This window comes from Streptomyces sp. NPDC002793 (assembly GCF_040295485.1).
Lineage (GTDB): Bacteria > Actinomycetota > Actinomycetes > Streptomycetales > Streptomycetaceae > Streptomyces.
Window position 1 is genome coordinate 208,945 of the sequence record NZ_JBEOVL010000010.1, and the last position, 13,873, is coordinate 222,817.

Genomic DNA, 13,873 nt, shown 5'->3' on the forward strand with positions numbered 1-13,873 from the left:
TCGTGCAGTGGCGGTCAGTGGGACAGGGTTCGGGCGACGCTGGTCACGGTGGCGGTTCGGGCCAAGAGCTTGACGGCGGCCTGGTGCAGCTCGGCGTCGGCGGCGGCTGTGGCGTCCTCCAGGATTTCGACGCGGTAGTCGCGGTCGTGCGCGTCACGGGCAGCCGACATCACCACGAGGTCGGTGGAGACTCCACCCAGCAGCAGCCGGTCCACGCCCTGGGCCCGCAGGACGACATCCAGCGGGGTGCCGTGGAAGGGACTCAGCCGGTGCTTGGCGATCAGGACCTCGTCCGGGCGCGGCCGTACCCGTTCGTGCTGTTCGGTGCCCCAAGCGCCGAGCTGCAGACGCTTCTCGTCGCGGCAGGGCGCGAAGACGGGGGAGCCTGCCGGCCATTCGGGGTAGCCGGAGGAGAAGCCGACGGTCACATGGATGACCGGGATGTTCTGCTCCCGGGCGAGGTCCGCCGCGGCGGCGGCCCGCTCCAGTACGCCGCGGGAGGCGACCTGCTCCGCGTAGCCCTCCTTGGCGTAGCTGCCGTCGGGGTGGACGACGTCGTTGATGAGATCCATGAGGATGAGTGCGGGGCGTCCCACGATGTGTCTCCACTGTCGCTGGGGGCGAATCAATGATTTCGCCACTGCGGCGGGCTAATTACGTGCGGCGTAACAATAGCCGCCATCCTGCGGACTGCGCTATTTCCATGAGCGTCGCTCATGGTGGCATGAGCGAATTTGTTTGTTTTGTGTACCGGAATCCCGCTAGCCTGCTTTCCGCGAAAGAAATTCGCATTTTCCTTCGAGGGCGCATCCAGAATCCCTTGGAGTCTGCTCGGGCCCGTGATTCCAGAAGATTCAGGGGGCCCGGGCAGCATCTCGGACGAAAAGCCGAAAGGTCCCACGTGGTGGAAGACTCACATCGCATCGTCATAGTCGGAAGCGGCCCACGGGGAGTGGGTGTACTGGAGCGGTTGGCGGCACGGCTGGCTGCCGACGCGTCCCGCAGCACGGACATCTTCCTGGTGGACGCCGTGGAGGTCGGCTGCGGCCGGATCTGGCGTTCAGACCAGGCCGGTTGGTTCCTGATGAACACTGTCTGCGGCGAGGTCACCATGTTCTCCGGCCCGCCCGACGACGGTCCCACTCGCCCGGGCGCCGGCCCGTCGCTGGCCCAGTGGTGGGAGCGGAACGACCCCGATGGCCCAGGGCCCAACGCCTACGCCCCGCGCGCTCTGCACGGGCGGTACATGCGCTACGTCGTGGACGTCGCCGAGGCACACCTGCCGCCGTCGGCCACGCTGCATCGCATCACCGCCGCTGTGGAGGACCTCGTTCCCAGTCCCGTCGGATACACCCTCCGACTGTCCGACGGCACCTGGCTGAGAGCCGACCGGGTCGTTCTCACCACGGGACACCCGACGCCCGCCCTCTTGGGGGCGCACCGCGAACTCGCCGAATTCGCCGCCGTCCGACCGCACTTGCGCTACATACGCGGCGACTCCCCGGCCGACATGCCGCTGGACGAGATCCACGCCACGTCAACCGTCGGGATCGTGGGCATCGGCCTGTCCTTCTACGACATCATGTACGCGCTCACCGTCGGGCGCGGCGGCAAATTCGTCGAGGGCCCGGACGGCGAGGTCCGTTACGAGCCGAGCGGAGACGAGCCCCGGATGGTCGTCGGCTCCCGCAGCGGGGTGCCGCTGCCCGCCCGCGGACGCAACCAGAAGACGGCGGCCTACAAGGCCGGTAGCGCCCTGTTCACGCCAGACAACGTCCGGGCGCACAGCGCCGGCGCGCTTCTGGACTTCACCCGGGACGTGCTGCCCTGGCTGCTGGCCGAGATCCATCTGACGTACTTCACCGCGGTACTTCGCGCCGAGGCCCCGGAGCGGGTGGACGCCTTTCGCACCGAGGTCATCACCCGGTCGAGGCAGGGTGTGCCGGACGTGCTCGCGCTCGCGAAGGTGCACGGCGTGCGGGACACTTCGGCGGCACCTGACCTGTGGCGGCTCAGCCGTCCCTTCGAGGGGTGGACGTTCAACGGGGTGGAGGACTTCGACCGGGCACTGGTCGACGCGATGCGGCGTGACCTCGAACACGCCGAGCGCGGCAATGTGGACGACGCCCTGAAAACGTCCCTCGACGTGTTGCGCGACACTCGCTGGGCCATCCGCGAGCTGATGGACTTCGCCGGGTTCCACCCGCAGGCCCACCGCGACTTCCTGGACGACTTCGCGCCGCGCCACTCCTTCCTCGCAGCCGGACCGCCGCGGATCCGGGTGCGCTACGCCATGTCCCTCATCGAGGCCGGACTGCTGCGCGTCGTCGGGCCCGAGACCCGCTTCACCGCGGATGGCGAGGCGGATTCCTTCGTCCTCTCCTCCGACGCCGTGCCGGGTTCGGCGGTCCTCGCGGACGTCCTGATCGACGCGCGCATCCCCAACCCGGACGTGACGCTCGACCCCTCGCCGCTCACTGCGAATCTGTTGCGACGCGGGGTGTGGACGGAGTTCGTCAACGGTGAGGGCGACGAGGCCTTCCGCACCGGAGGCGTGGCCGTCACCCGTGCCCCGTTCCATCCGCTGTCCGCCGAGGGCCACCCGGCGACCGGGCTGACGGTCCTGGGCCTGCCTACCGAGCACACCCGCTGGTTCACATTGGTCGGCAGCGGCCGGCCCGGACCATGGAACGAGTTCATCCGCGACGCCGACGCCGTGGCCGCCGCGGCCCTCGACGCACCACCGAAGCCCGCCCCCGACATCACGGCGCCCGCACCGGTCGTGGAAGCGACCGTACCCGCACCGGAACCGGAAGGAGCCCCGGTATGAGCGGCACGATCGCAGCCCGGACCGGCATTCACCAGCAGCGCACCGTCACGGTGCTCCGCGGCCTGCTCACCACCGAGGGACGCGAGGCCCTCGACTGGAACGACTGGGACGAGCCGGGCAGGGCGGGAGTGCAGATGCGGCCGCTGTACGCCACCCAGGCACCGCAGAACGCGACCGCGTTCCTGGTGCGCTTCGGCCCGGGGGCGCACGGTGATCTGCATGAACACCTGGGCTACGAAATGATGTTCGTCCTCGATGGGGAACTCATCAACGACAACGGCGACCGCTACACGGTCGGCGATCTGGTCATCGAGGAACCGGGCAGTCTGCACCGAGTGCACACCGAGACCGGCGTCACCGTGCTCGGGGTGCGGGAGGCACCCACGGTGTCCCGGGAGATCGACTGACCCGGTCGGGAAAGCCCCGCGGCACCGGGCGGCGGAGTTTCGTCCGCCGCCCGGCACCGCGCCGGGGTCAGTCAGCGATCTCGATCGCGAAGGAGTCCCGGACCCCGCCCTCTCCGACGTCGGTGAGATGGACCACGCGCGGCGAGACGCCGTACCGCAGCCAGTCCAGCTCGAAGAACCGGGCGGCCATCGCGGCTCCCAGCGCGCCGGCGAGGTGATGGCGCCGCTCGCTCCAGTCGACGCAGTAGCGCACCACCGGGCGTCGCCCCTGGACCAGTCCGTCCACGTCGATGCCGAACCCGGTGAAGCGCTCGGTCCCTCGGGGAGTCAGGTGATACGTCGCCTGCCTGCCGTAAGAGGCAGGCTGGTCGGGGCGGGAACCGGACGCGGAGTCGCCCTTCTCCCGCCGCAGCAGCCCTTGGTCGAGGAAGGCACCCATGAGCGCCACGCCCAGGGACCCCGCGAGGTGGTCGTAACAGGTGCGCGACCGCCGCAGCGCGTTGTGCCTGCTGTGGGCGCGCAGGGTGGTCACCGGGGTGGGATCGGGCGGTGCGATGAGGGCCAGCGCCTCGAGTGCGGCGGCGACGTCGGGACTGGCCAAGCGGAAGTAGCGGTGCCGTCCCGAGTGTTCGGCCAGCACGAGCCCTGCCTCTGCCAGCTGAGCGAGGTGCACGCTCGCCGTCGGCACGCTGACGCCGGCCTCGGTCGCCAGGACCGTGACCGCCAGCGGTCGGCCGCCGGACAGCGCCTTGAGCATCCGTGCTCTGGAGGCGCTGGCCAGCAGGCGCGCGGCGCGCGCCAGCTCCGGCTCGGTCCTGTCCGTGGCTTGGTCCGTGGCTCGGCCTTCGGCTGCTTCCATGTCCGCCATACAAGCACACTTTGATGAACTGCTAACTGTTGAAGGGTGAGGATCTGCCGCATGAGTACAACGACCGGAATGGCAGCGGCGAACGAGGCGCTGCCCCCTGCTGCCGGGCGACTCTCGTGGCCCCCGCTCATCGCCCTCAGCCTGGGCTACTTCCTGGTGATGTTGGACGTCACCGTCGTCACTGTCGCCGTCCCCGCCATCCGTGACTCGGTCCACGCCGGGGCCTCCGAGATGGCCTGGATCGTCGACGGTTACAGCGCCGTCTTCGGCGGCCTGCTGCTGATGGGCGGCGGTTTCGGCGACCGGCTCGGGCACCGGAAGGTGTTCCTCACCGGTCTCGGTGTCTTCGCCGTCGCCTCGGTCGGCTGCGCCTTGGCCGCCACCCCGGCGGCCCTCATCGCCTCGCGCCTCGCCCAGGGCGCCGGCGGTGCCCTGCTGGTGCCCACCTCCCTGGCCTTGCTGACCGCGGCCTACCCGGCCCCGGCCGTTCGGGCCAAGGCTCTCGGCGTCTGGGCCGGCATCTCCGGTATCGCGTTCGCGGCGGGGCCGCTCGTGGGCGGTCTGCTGGTGGCGGGCCTGAACTGGCGCGCCGCCTTCTGGCTCAACGTGCCCGTCGCCCTGCTGGGCGTCTGGCTCACTTGCAAGTACGTTCCTGCCCCCGTCGGCCGGGCAGGGGCACGTGGCCTGGACCCCCTCGGCCAGGTCCTGGGCATTGTCGCCGTGCTGGCGCTGGCCGGCATGCTCAATGAGGCCGGCACCCAGGGCTGGACCTCGCCCGTGGTGCTGGCCGCCGGAGTCCTCGGCGTGGTCGCGCTCGTCCTGTTCGTCCTCGTTGAGCGATGGATGGAAGCACGGGGGAACACGGAGAAGCCGCCGCTGCTGCCCCTGTCGCTCTTCCGGTCACCGGGCTTCTCCGCCACCGCCGCAGTGGGTGTCCTGCTCAACCTCGGCTACTACGGCATGCTCTACCTGTCCACGCTCTATCTGCAGAACGAACGCGGCTACGACGCACTCGGTGCCGGTCTGGCCCTGCTGCCCACGGTGTGCATGGCCGTCGTCGCGGCGCCGCTGTCCGGCCGACTGACCGCCCGCTACGGCCCGTACATCCCGATGACCGGGGCCCTGCTGCTCGGTGCCGTCGGGTTCGTCGGCTGGCTGCTCGCCGGTCCCGACACTCCGTACTGGATGCTGCTGCCCGCCCTCATCGCGACCGGCCTGGCCACCCCGAGCACGGTCCCGGCGGCCACCGCCGCCATCGTGCAAGCCGCCCCCGCCGAGAACGCGGGTGTTGCGTCAGCGGTTTTCAACGTGGCACGTCAGATCGGCAACTCGCTCGGCGTTGCCCTCTTCGCCTCCCTCATCGCGGGTCGGGACCTGGTCTTCGGCCTGCACATCTCGGCGCTCATCGCCTCGGTGGCCTTCTTCGCCGCGGCGTTGCTCGCCCTGTCCTCCTGGCGGAACGCAAAGGCGCGCACCGCCCTCTGATTTTTCTGGAACAAGGGGTACAGCACCATGGCAACCCGCATCGCCATCAACGGATTCGGCCGCATCGGACGAACAGTCACACGCGTCGCGCTGGGCCGCCCGGACATCGAGATCGTCGCCGTCAACGATCTGACGGATCCTCAGCTCCTGGCTCACCTGCTGCGTCATGATTCCGTCCACGGCCGGCTGGCGGAGCCGGTCGACGTCCTGGACGGCAAGCTCGTCATCGGTGAGCGCACCATCCCGGTCCTGCGCGAGAAGAACCCGGCCGACCTGCCCTGGGCGGACCTGAACGTGGACGTCGTCGTCGAGTCCACCGGTGTCTTCACGGACGGAAAGGCCGCCGCGGCCCACCTCGACGCGGGCGCGCGCCGCGTCCTGATCTCCGCACCGGCCACCGACGTCGACTTCACCGTCGTGTACGGCATCAACGACGCCGCCCTGGACGCCTCTCACAGGATCGTCTCGAACGCCTCCTGCACCACCAACTGCGCAGCCCCCCTCGCCCAGGTGCTGCACCGGAACTTCGGTATCCGGCGAGGGCTGATGAACACCTCGCACGCCTACACCAGCGACCAGCGCCTGCACGACGCTCCGCACCGCGACTTCCGCCGGGCCCGGGCTGCGGCCAACAACATCATCCCCACCACCACCGGCGCCGCCCGGGCCATCGGCGTGGTCCTGCCCGAACTCGCCGGACTCATGGACGGCCTGTCCATGCGGGTACCCGTCATCGACGGCTCGATCGTCGACCTGACCGTCGAACTCCAACGTTCCGTCACGGTGGAGGAAGTCAACGCCGCCTTCGCGGAAGCGGCGCGCGGTTCGCTTGAGGACATCCTCGTGTACAGCGAGGCCCCGCTCGTCTCCACGGACATCATCGGCACCTCCGCCTCCTGCACCTTCGATGCCCCGCTCACCATGGTCATCGACGACGGACAGGGCGGTTCCCTGGTCAAGGTCGTGGGCTGGTACGACAACGAGGCCGGCTTCTCCCACCGCACCGTCGACGTGGTCCGTCTCCTGGCCGACACCGACTGACCGCGCCCGGTCGAGCGCTCGCAGAGCCCCTGCTCACGACGATTGCGAGCGCTCGGCCGGCCTTCTCTCGACCTGTCCCGAGATTGTTTACTCGGATTTGGTCGCCTCCCCAGCAGCGGATGGGAAACTGTATGCAGCGCGCCAAAGGTGACACGCGGTCAGTGAGGTCCATCCGTTCGAGGTGAGGGAACGGCGAGGTTGCGAGCTGTTCCCTACGCCGTGGTGCGGACGACATTCGGGGGAAACACATGGCGGCGTACGAAACGCCCCGCTGCTTGTTCAAGGCTGCGACTTCGACTGAGCCCGTGCCCGGAGAGACGGGCCGCAGGCTCCGTCCGCCCGGTCATGCCGTGCGCACCGATGCGCCCAGTGGCCGCGTGCGATGTCCCGGCCGGCACCGTCCCAGGCGTACGAGGGCATCCGGCACGTGAACCACGGCGGCCTCAGGCCCCCGCTTCGTCGCGTTCCTGTGCCGCCACTCCTCGATTCACGGATTCTCCGCTGCGTCTGAGCAGCCAGCCCAGCCGCGTGGTGCGCCTCGCTGCGTCCGCCTGCGTTCGCGACCCTTGTTCACGCCGACATGTTGGGGAAAGAGACATGGCAGAGAAGTTGCTTCCAGGGAGTGCTATGGACCTCCACACCATCAGCGATGGCACGGCCAGGACCAGACGCTCCCCGGCCCCCACCGTCCTGGTGGCGGACAGCGATCCGTTGTCCCGTCACATCATCGGGACGACCTTACGGGACAGCGGCATGGTGCTGGCGGTGACCACCGTCGACGCCGGACGGCCACTGCGGGAATGGCGGCTCGACGGAGTGGAGGTGGTGCTGTGGTCGATAGGCCCCGGCATCGACGTGAGCCGTGAGGTACGTGTACTCGCCGCCAGACGCATACGGGTCCTGCTGTTGAGTGTCCGCTGGACTGCGGGAGAAGTACGTTCGGCCCTGGCGGCAGGTGCGACGGGACTGCTCACCAAGGACGCCAGGCCGGACCGGCTCGTGGTCGCGGTCAGCGCGGCGGTCGCCGACTACACACTCGTCGACTCGGAACTCGACGCCTTGGCCTTGCCGGTCGCGGGACATGGCTGGGCAAGCGGTGAGAAATTCCGTCCGGGAAGGGATGCGGCGAAACCCGATCCGGCACAACAGTTTCTGAACCTCTCTGACCGGGAGTTCGAGGTGCTGTCCCACCTGGCCTCCGGACGGTCTACAGAGGAAGTGGCGAAGTTGTTGGCCATCAAGGCGGCGACCGTCAAAAGTCATGTCTCCCACCTACTGGCCAAGTTGCAGGTCCGCAACCGCGTCGAGGCAGTCCTCATCTACCAGCAGGTGATCACCAAGCACACGTCGGACATCGCCATGGGCACACGGACGTCGGCTGTGCACCACCGAGGGGCGATGACGGGCGACGGGCCGAGGGCCCGACTTGTTTCTTGAAGGGCTGCCCGCTGGATGGTGTCCCGTAAGTGCCCTGGGCGTGGTCGTCTACCTGTCATCCGGTGAGGGTGAGGTCGTGCAGGCGGACGGTGCCGAGCACGGCGTGGACGCGGTGTTCGGTCCGGGGGCCTCCCTTGTGGCGTCCCTTCTCTCCGGGAACCGGCAGGCCGGGACGCATGAGATGTCCCAGCTTCCCAGAGGGGGCTCCCACGGTTGATCCGCCGTTCCGTCATGTGAGAGACCTCGTCCTGGCCCAGCGTGAGAAAGACGGACGCGCCGGGTTCCGATCCGACGACGGGGGAACAGACATGAGCGCGATCAAGGGCCTGCGCGCCAAGGTGGGGATGGTCTCAGGCGTCGTCCTGATGGCCGGGCTGGGGCTCGGCGCGACGAGCGGCACCGCAACCGCTGCGTCGAGCGACTGCCCCAAGGGCTGGTTCTGTGTGTGGGCCGGCGAGAACTACACAGGCCGTATGCAGAAGGTCCAGTACGACAACGCGAATCTGTCCATGTACACCGTCTTCGCCAACGGCTTCCGCTCTGCCTTCAACAACGGCAACAGCTGTGATGTGAGGGTGTACAGCGGCAAGAACTACAGCGGCTCCCTCGGCACGCTCGCGCGCGGGGAGAAGGGCAGCTCCGTCGACGGTGACACCCTCAAGATCCTCTCCAACAAGTGGGTCAACTGCCGCTGACCCCGCCGCCCGGTGCTTGACCTCTCCCGTATGGCCGGGGCCCCGCCCCGGTCATACGGGCCACCGGGCAGCCGAGTGCTCGAAGTGGTCAGGTGGCATCGCTGCCCTTCTCCCGGTACTCCTTCGGAAGGTCCTCGGCGGCTGCGGCGCAATGCGCCCAGTCGGAGAAGTCCGCGTCCTGGGCCCACAGCTGGTGGGCTGCCCTGATGTTCCACTCCGGGTTCATGGCCTTCTCCGGGGTGCCTCGCAGATCGCGCAGCCGGGCGTCGGAGATCTGGAAGACGCCCCAGTTCCGGGTGCCGTTGGTGTTGGGCGTGATGTGAAGAGGGTCCAGGAAGGACTGGCACAGGGCGATCCGGAGTGCCGTGTCCGGCTTCTCCTCGAAGACCTGGCGGATACGGGCCGCCACGCGCTCCTTGCTCCAGGTCCTGAGGGACACGTTCCCGTCGTAGAGCGCCCGCTTGGTGTCGTCCCCGACGATGCCGTCCACGTTCAGGCCGACCCTCGACTGGAACGCCTCGACGCGGCGAAGGGTTTCGGGTCCGAAGATGCCGTCGATCCCGATGGTCACCCCGGTGGCGGCCAGCAGTCGCTGGAGTTCCCGGACACAGTTGTCGCTCTGACCGTCCCGGACCGGTTCCTCGCACTCTCCTGAGAACAGCGGCCGGTTGTCAGCCACCTCCTCGGACTTCTCGCCACCGCGCCCGTTCCACATGAGGACGGCGCCGAAGACGAGCGCGGAGACGCAGAGGAGAGCGACGGCGGCCCACTGCCATCGGCGCGAGGCGGTGGGGGCCGCGGCCACGGCGGGGGGCTTCTTCTCGTCCGCCTTCTTCTCGCCCGGCGCCTCGTCGCTCTCCTGCAGTTCGTGGGTCTCCCCGTGGTCAGCGGGGGGTGTCGGACTCAGGGTCGATTTGTTCTCGAAGGACGTCGTGGACGGGATCACGGCGGCTGCCGGGTTCGGCTCGGGGGCCGGTGAGTCCGGTTCGCTCGCCAGGACCCACAGCCGGTGCAGTTCGGTCAGCTCGGCCCGGCCGGCCCTGGCCTGCCGCGCCAGCAGCTGTACGACCTCGAAGTCTGCGGGAACGGAACCTCCCGAGCAGTACCGGTGCAGCGCGGACCGGCTGATGCCCAGGCGGGCTGCCAACGTCTCGTAGCTGTGCGGTGTGCGTTCCTTCAACGCGAGGAGTGCTTCGGCGAACTCCTCGGCACGGGCCTTCGCCCGCTCGTCGTCCTGCATTTCCCGTACCTCCGCTGCATGGTCCCCCGACACGCGAGGGGTGGATATCACGAGGACTGGGGATCCGGTAGGGAGCGGCCGGCTGGATCTCGGCGTCGTTCACTGCTCTTCCACGGGTTCCACCTTGACGATGCAGTGTGGCCACGCGCGGAAGTCCTTGTGCCGCGACCACAGTCGGTGGGCCGCCTGGATATTCCATTCCGGGTCCAGCGAGTCCACGGGCGTCCCGCCCAGTTCTCGCAGATGGTCCTCGGAGAGCTGGAAGACGCCCCAGGTACGGGTGGCATCGGCCTGGGACGTCGTGGTGAGCGGCTCCAGCAGCGACTGGCACTCGGCTGTGCGGAGAGCCTGCTCGGCGTCCTCGCCGAAGACCTCGCGGATACGGTCCGCCACCCGCTTCGTGTCCCAGGCTGCCAGGGAAACGTCCAGGTCCTCGTTGTACAGGGCCTGCTTGGTCGACCTGTCGACGACGCCGTTGTCGTGCAGACCGGCCAGCGTCTGGAAGACCACGACCAAACGGCGGGTGTCCCCGATGAACCGTCCGGTGACCTCGATGTCCCCGCCGGCGGCCATCAGGAGGCGCTGGACCTCCCGAACGCACTCGCCCTTCTCTCCCATGCCGACCGGCCCCCGGCAGGCGTCCGAGAGCAGCATCCTCTCCTCGTCGGCCGCCCCCGCGGTGGTCCGTACGACACCCAGCAGCCCGGCACCCACGACGAGGGCGACCCATACGCCGACGAGCCTCGGGGAGCGCCACCAGGGTCTTCCGACCGGGGCCGGTTCTGCGGCCGGTTCGGGCTTGTCCGGGCCGGACCGCTCCGAAGCCGGACGGTCAGGCCTTGCCCGCTCCGCACCTGCCTCCGCCGGTTCGGGCTCAGGCGGCCCCGGCTCGACCTTCGGTGCTTCCGGTTCGGTTGCCAGCACCCACAGCCGGTGCAGTCCGAGCAGTTCTTCCCGACCCGCACCGCACCGCTTGGAGAACCGCTCCACGGTCGCGAAGTCGGCCGGAACCGACTTTCCCGAACAGTAACGATGCAGCGCGGACCGGCTGATTCCGGTCCGCGCCGCCAATGTCTCGAAACTGTGCGGCGTACGCTCCTTCAACCCTCGCAGCGCCGCCGCGAACTCCCTGCCCCCGTCGTGTCCCATCCCCCCGGGTCCCCTCCCCGATGACACGGTCGTGTGCCGACGCGTCATCGTATCGGCTCGGGGGCCGGGCGAGGGGGCCGGCGACGGTCAGAGCCTGCCGCAGTACCAGAGGTTGCGGTTCTCGTACCAGCGCCACTTCAGATGCGTACGCGACTCCTTGCCGTACATGCCGTCCTTGCCGATCTTTTCCTGACCCTGTGCGTACATGAGCGCGTTCTTGGTGTTGTCGCCGAAGATCCCGTCGACGTCCAGGCTCCGTCCGTAGCACCGGTTCAGGTTCTGCTGCAAGGCCTTGACGGCGCTGCCCTCGGCGCCCGGGTTCAGGTAGCAGTCGATGTTGCTGCCGTGGGCCGGGAGCACGGCGGCGTAGGTGCCGCCGGAAGCAGCCGGCCTCTTCTTGGTCACCTGGGCATTGCACTGGCCGGCGTATGCGGCGGCCGGTGTGGCCGTAGCCAGGCTGAGCCCGGTACAGGAGAGCAGGACAGCGAAGACGGAGAGCCCCGTCCTGGCGTGCAGTGCCCGCATCTTCTTCATGTGGTCGTCCCCCATGGGTCGGTGGGTGTGCGCGCTCGTGCGTGTGCGAGTCCGAGCGTGTGTACCGGAGCTCAACGCTCTTCCGAGTCGCTGAGCGCCGGCGGATGCATGGTCGTCATGGGCCGACCAGGGGCGTCAATACGGGGCGGACGGAGTGGGAGGCTGAGATGTTCCACTCGCTCTGACCTGCGGAGTCCGCGGACGATGGGATGGCCTGCGGGACATCCGCAGACGTACGACGGCCCCGCGCACCGCCGTGTGCGAGCCCGGGTGTCCCGGGTGCGCCGGCGGTACCGTTCAGGCCCTCACCGAGACCCATGTCCGGTCTGCTGATCGTCGTCAGGAAATCCAGGGGAGCGGACGGCCACGCGCTGCTACGGTCGGGCGCCATGAGCTGGCTCCCCGATGACTTCGTCCATCCCGCCCTCGTGCCGCTGCCGGGCAGCGGTCATCACCTGCGGCCGATCCGGGAGGCGGATACCCCGCTCGACTATCTGGCTGTCATGGGTTCGCGCGAGCGGCTGTGGACCATCTTCGGCCCAGCCTGGGGCTGGCCCGCGGCCACCATGACGTACGAGGCCGACCGAGCCGACCTGTTGCGGCACGAGAAGGAGATCGCCGCACACCAGTCCTTCAACTACGCGCTGTTCGACGCGGCGGAGACAGCTCTGCTCGGCTGCGTCTACATCGACCCACCGGAGAGGGCCGGCGCGGACGGCGAGATCTCCTGGTGGGTGGTGGACGAGCTGGTGGGCAGCAAGGTCGAGCAGGTCCTCGACGAGTTGGTGCCGCAGTGGATCGCCACCGACTGGCCGTTCGAGCAGCCGCGCTTCCTCGGCCGCGAGATCTCCTGGTCGGACTGGCTGGCCCTGCCGGAGCACCCTGACGGATGAGAACTCCTGACGAAATGATCTGCAGGGTGGTGGCTTCGGGACTGATGAGCCGGGGTGCGGGGTTGTTCAGTCGAAGCCCTGGCAGGGTGACGACGAGTCGTGGGCGGTGCACGCTGTACCGCGGAGAACTTAAATGCGTCGACAGCGCCTCTCGGCACCCGGCAGAGTGGCCACCCGTGACGAGCAGCGAACTGTGGACCCGCGCGACCGCCGACCGCTACGACATCGAGGAGGCCGAAGCGTCCTCGGCTGCCGTTCTCGGACCGACTCTCGCCTTCCTCGCCGAGCTCGCCGGAGACGGCCGGGCACTGGAGTTCGCCATCGGGACCGGACGAGTGGGCGTCCCGCTCCGGGAACGCGGCGTGCCGGTAGTGGGCATCGAACTGTCCGAGCACATGGCAGCGGTGCTGCGGCGCAAGATCGACGAGGGCACCCTCCCGGTGGTCATCGGGGACATGGCCACCACCGTCGTTCCCGGCGGGTTCACTCTGGTCTATCTCGTCTACAACACCATCACCAACCTGCTCACGCAGGACGAACAGGTCGAGTGCTTCCGCAACGCCGCGCGTCATCTGGAGCCCGGCGGCCGATTCGTCATCGAGCTGGGTGTGCCGCCGCTGCGGTTCCTGCCGCCCGGCCAGGTCGCGGTGCCGTTCGATGTCTCCGATCAGCATCTCGGCTTCGACACCTTCGACCTGGTCGAGCAGATTCTCGTCTCGCACCACTTCACCCGCGACGACGGCCACTACCGCCGCGAAAACTCCCGGCACCGGTACGCCTGGCCGACGGAGCTCGACCTGATGGCACGGATCGCCGGGCTCGAGCTCGAACGTCGCGTTGCGGACTGGGACGGGTCTCCGTTCACCCAGGACTCCGCGAAGCACGTCTCCGTGTGGCGCAAGCCGGCCTGAGGTCCGGCCATCGGGCCATCAACGTCGGTCGTGCCTGTTCTGAACTTCTACCGGGAGTTCAGGCGTTGCCGGCAGATCAGTGCACATCCTCGCGTGCCCAGGCCCGAGCCGTGCTCGGTGCCCGGCGGGCGATCAGCGGCTTCACGCCGAGATCCCGGACGAGGCGGCGGTACTTGTCGTGGTCGTAGCCGCGGTCGCCCGGCACCACGTCCGGGCGGCGCCGGGACAGCCCTTAGCCACTCCAACCCCCGGATGGTCAGTCCCGGAGTGATCCAACCATTTCGAGGGTCATTTCGTCAGGAGTTCCGAGTGGCTTTTGCCGTCATGCTCTGGGGACTTGGTGCTCACCGGTCCCAGGCTGTTCCCAGCCGTCACCGACCACG

14 protein-coding genes are annotated in these 13,873 nt (G+C 68.7%); 8 read left to right on the forward strand and 6 right to left on the reverse strand.

Annotated features, from left to right (window positions below; all coding sequences use genetic code 11):
- Window positions 1–14: 14 nt before the first annotated feature.
- Complete coding sequence (locus ABT001_RS12805) at window positions 15–596, reverse strand: cysteine hydrolase family protein (RefSeq protein ID WP_351275984.1); 582 nt, start codon at window positions 594–596, stop codon at window positions 15–17.
- 128 nt (window positions 597–724) lie between these two features.
- Here ABT001_RS12805 and ABT001_RS12810 point away from each other — a divergent pair, with 128 nt between their 5' ends.
- Together ABT001_RS12810 and ABT001_RS12815 are read left to right on the forward strand one after the other, a co-directional pair.
- Window positions 725–2,830 carry an FAD/NAD(P)-binding protein gene (locus ABT001_RS12810; RefSeq protein ID WP_351276027.1) on the forward strand — a complete coding sequence of 702 codons (2,106 nt, stop codon included), beginning with the start codon at window positions 725–727 and terminating at the stop codon, window positions 2,828–2,830.
- Window positions 2,827–3,237 (forward strand): cupin domain-containing protein, encoded by a 411-nt coding sequence (locus tag ABT001_RS12815; protein ID WP_351275986.1) that lies wholly within the window; start codon window positions 2,827–2,829, stop codon window positions 3,235–3,237. Before ABT001_RS12810 ends, ABT001_RS12815 begins: the two co-directional genes overlap by 4 nt.
- 67 nt (window positions 3,238–3,304) lie before the next feature.
- Here ABT001_RS12815 and ABT001_RS12820 read toward each other — a convergent pair whose 3' ends face one another.
- Window positions 3,305–4,105: a helix-turn-helix domain-containing protein gene (locus ABT001_RS12820; protein ID WP_351275988.1), complete on the reverse strand. Its 801-nt coding sequence runs from the start codon at window positions 4,103–4,105 to the stop codon at window positions 3,305–3,307.
- 51 nt (window positions 4,106–4,156) lie between these two features.
- Between ABT001_RS12820 and ABT001_RS12825 the strand changes: the two genes are divergently transcribed.
- The 3 genes from ABT001_RS12825 to ABT001_RS12835 all read left to right on the forward strand — a co-directional run bounded on the left by ABT001_RS12825 (window position 4,157) and on the right by ABT001_RS12835 (window position 8,068).
- Entirely contained in the window at window positions 4,157–5,590 is a 1,434-nt protein-coding gene (locus ABT001_RS12825; protein WP_351275990.1) for an MFS transporter, read from the forward strand.
- A 27-nt stretch (window positions 5,591–5,617) separates the two neighbouring features.
- Window positions 5,618–6,631 (forward strand): type I glyceraldehyde-3-phosphate dehydrogenase, encoded by a 1,014-nt coding sequence (gap, locus tag ABT001_RS12830; RefSeq protein WP_351275992.1) that lies wholly within the window; start codon window positions 5,618–5,620, stop codon window positions 6,629–6,631.
- 627 nt (window positions 6,632–7,258) lie between these two features.
- Complete coding sequence (locus ABT001_RS12835) at window positions 7,259–8,068, forward strand: response regulator transcription factor (protein WP_351275994.1); 810 nt, start codon at window positions 7,259–7,261, stop codon at window positions 8,066–8,068.
- A gap of 55 nt (window positions 8,069–8,123) precedes the next feature.
- Here the strand turns inward: ABT001_RS12835 and ABT001_RS12840 are convergent, their stop codons facing one another.
- Complete coding sequence (locus tag ABT001_RS12840) at window positions 8,124–8,279, reverse strand: hypothetical protein (RefSeq protein WP_351275996.1); 156 nt, start codon at window positions 8,277–8,279, stop codon at window positions 8,124–8,126.
- 97 nt (window positions 8,280–8,376) lie between these two features.
- Between ABT001_RS12840 and ABT001_RS12845 the strand changes: the two genes are divergently transcribed.
- The gene (locus ABT001_RS12845) at window positions 8,377–8,763 is read left to right on the forward strand and encodes a peptidase inhibitor family I36 protein (protein ID WP_351275998.1); all 387 of its coding nucleotides are present in this window, start codon (window positions 8,377–8,379) and stop codon (window positions 8,761–8,763) included.
- Between the two features lie 88 nt (window positions 8,764–8,851).
- On the opposite strand, the gene ABT001_RS12850 is transcribed toward ABT001_RS12845, so the two are convergent.
- From ABT001_RS12850 to ABT001_RS12860, 3 genes are all read right to left on the reverse strand, one after another.
- Entirely contained in the window at window positions 8,852–10,003 is a 1,152-nt protein-coding gene (locus ABT001_RS12850; protein ID WP_351276000.1) for a peptidoglycan-binding protein, read from the reverse strand.
- Window positions 10,004–10,102: 99 nt separating this feature from the next.
- Window positions 10,103–11,152: a helix-turn-helix domain-containing protein gene (locus ABT001_RS12855; protein WP_351276002.1), complete on the reverse strand. Its 1,050-nt coding sequence runs from the start codon at window positions 11,150–11,152 to the stop codon at window positions 10,103–10,105.
- Window positions 11,153–11,239: 87 nt separating this feature from the next.
- Entirely contained in the window at window positions 11,240–11,701 is a 462-nt protein-coding gene (locus ABT001_RS12860; protein ID WP_351276004.1) for a peptidoglycan-binding domain-containing protein, read from the reverse strand.
- A gap of 374 nt (window positions 11,702–12,075) precedes the next feature.
- Between ABT001_RS12860 and ABT001_RS12865 the strand changes: the two genes are divergently transcribed.
- The gene (locus tag ABT001_RS12865) at window positions 12,076–12,579 is read left to right on the forward strand and encodes a GNAT family N-acetyltransferase (protein ID WP_351276006.1); all 504 of its coding nucleotides are present in this window, start codon (window positions 12,076–12,078) and stop codon (window positions 12,577–12,579) included.
- Between the two features lie 176 nt (window positions 12,580–12,755).
- Window positions 12,756–13,490 carry a class I SAM-dependent DNA methyltransferase gene (locus ABT001_RS12870; protein WP_351276008.1) on the forward strand — a complete coding sequence of 245 codons (735 nt, stop codon included), beginning with the start codon at window positions 12,756–12,758 and terminating at the stop codon, window positions 13,488–13,490.
- Window positions 13,491–13,873: the final 383 nt, after the last annotated feature.